The organism is Allobaculum fili (assembly GCF_020969955.1).
Taxonomy (GTDB): Bacteria; Bacillota_I; Bacilli_A; order Erysipelotrichales; family Erysipelotrichaceae; genus Allobaculum; species Allobaculum fili.
Genome location: NZ_JAHDSX010000085.1, coordinates 1 through 2,227, shown reverse-complemented (window position 1 = coordinate 2,227; position 2,227 = coordinate 1). Strand labels below are relative to the sequence as shown.

The window sequence follows — 2,227 nt, the reverse complement described above, 5'->3', positions numbered from 1 at the left end:
CTTCACCAATCGCTCAAAGGGCCGCATCAAGTGCCTGTACTATGACGGAACGGGAACCTGGCTGTTCTACAAGGTTCTCAACTCCGGACATTTCGACTGGAGAATTACAGGAGATGGGATCGTGTCGATCACATCCCAGCAGCTGAACTGGCTGCTGGACGGTCTGAACATGGAGACGGGAAAGGTCTACAAGAAAACGACTCCCCTGTTCCTCTGATCTGACGATTCTGCATATCCTTTCGATATAATCTGCTTATACTAAATAAGAATAATATTAATTTTATAATATTCAATATTAATTGATATAGATGGAATTATATGATATAGTTAAGGCATGAAAAATGATTTCTCCAGCCTGCTCCGTCTTATTCAAAGCCCGGATGGAGTGAAACAAGAAGATGTTTTAGAGATGTTCAAAGATGCTTCCAAAGAAGAACTTCTCAAAATAACCGCTCAGATTTCCGAGATGTTCAATTACAACTTCATCAAGAGAATCAAGAGCAGGAATGAGCGGTTTGGGACTTCTTCGGAGGGAATGCCTTCTCTGTTTGAGAACCTTCCTGAAGGGCATCTTGATGCCAATTCTAAAGCAGCGTCTGTCCTTGAGAATCTTTCTCAAGAACAGGAGGATGAGGAAATCGTTCAGACTCAAAAGGGCAAAAAGAAAACTCTTCACGACAATATCAATGATCTTCCTAAGATCACCAATACCATCGAACCGACCGGTCCAGAGTTTGAAGCGGTTAAAGATAAATGTGTCCAGCTTAAGTCTGTTGTTTATGACCAGATCGTTCACGTTCCTGCACAGTGGTATGTACAGCGCGATATTTACCCTGTTTATTTGTATGAAGACGAAAACGGAGAGACACATATTTTCCAGGCTAAGCCAGAAACATCCAAGCTGTTTCCAGGAAGTTATGCTTCCCCTTCTCTGACAGGGAAAATCATTTCCGACAAAGTCGTGCTTGGCCTTCCGTTCTACCGTCAGGAGCAGGATGTCAACAGGCAGGGGCTCTATCTGACCAGACAGACAATGAGCAACTGGGGAATAGAAACTTCGGAACAGTATCTGGAGTCGATATACAACCGCATGGTAAAAGATCTGAAACACAGCGGACACATTCATATGGATGAGACGCCTTTACGCGTATTAGAAAGCTCGAAAAGCGGGGGCAACAAGATGGGGACCATTATTGTTACCCGTACCAGCTGGGCGGAAAATCACCAGCTGGTCGTTTATCACGCCACCGAGCGCAAAGATAAGCAGGCGTTTGCGGATTTCCTTTCTCCGGACTATTCCGGAACAATCATCTGTGACGCAGCGGATGTACACAGGATATATAAGGACGCCACGCTTGCCTTCTGTATGGCGCATGCCAGACGCAAGCTCACGGATCACCTCAAAACACGCAGGGATTACAAAGCGTATCTGAAACTGAGTGATGAAGAGAAAACGAAGTTTCTGGAGGAGGAAGAGAACCTGGGCCTGAGCCTGACCCTGAAAGCCCTCGCTCTGTTCCAGAAGCTTTATAAAATCGAACGGACAGCCAAAAATCTGCACGAAACCCCTGAGCAGATTCAGATCCGCAGAGATAAGGAAAGCCGTCCCGTGTTCGAAGCCCTCGAAGCCCTGATGTGGAAAATCTACGATGGCGCAGCCCCAAAGTCAGAATTGAAGAAAGCTGCAGAATACTTCGTCAAAAATCGAAAAGAATTAGCTGCTTTCTTAGAAGACAGAGCAACTCCAATCGATGACAATGCGTGCGAGCGAATGGTGAAGCCATTCGTAATGGCCAGAAAGAACTTCCTGTTTTCCAATACGTTCAGAGGAGCCAAAGCCACAGCCATCTGCTTCACGATCCTGCAGAGCGCTATTCTCAACGGCCTGGATCCAAGAAAGTATCTGGTCTATGTTCTGGATGTTTTATCCACACAGGGACTCCAGGACCATATCGTTGAGGGGCTGCTTCCATATTCGAAAACGCTGCCGGCTGATCTGTATGTGGAAAGGGAAGAAAATTAGAGAGATCCGAAAAAGCCAGAAGAAATTCTGGCCTTTTCTCGTGGCCAAACGCTTTTCGCAGACAAAAAGCCTTCAAACTGCTCAACCAGCAGCCCACTGGGCAGTCGGTCGAGCAGTTTTTTATAAAGAAGAGCGCAGACGTCTTCACGGAAATTGTGAAGGAGTCTGCGCTCGATTTCTAGACGGGTTCTATTTGACGCTTAC

General features: G+C 46.1%; 2 protein-coding genes. Both read left to right on the top strand.

Features of this window, described 5'->3' with window-relative positions:
• The coding region (gene tnpB / locus Afil_RS10590; protein ID WP_230268526.1) for an IS66 family insertion sequence element accessory protein TnpB at positions 1-217 on the top strand (217 nt) is incomplete at its 5' end.
• Between the two features lie 192 nt (positions 218-409).
• The gene (gene tnpC / locus Afil_RS10585; protein ID WP_230268525.1) at positions 410-2,023 is read left to right on the top strand and encodes an IS66 family transposase; all 1,614 of its coding nucleotides are present in this window, start codon (positions 410-412) and stop codon (positions 2,021-2,023) included.
• Positions 2,024-2,227 lie beyond the last annotated feature (204 nt).

What these genes read in the sequence shown, in the direction of transcription:
- tnpC (WP_230268525.1), top strand. Translation starts at nt 410, where the DNA reads ATGTTCAAAGATGCTTCCAAAGAAGAACTTCTCAAAATAACCGCTCAG.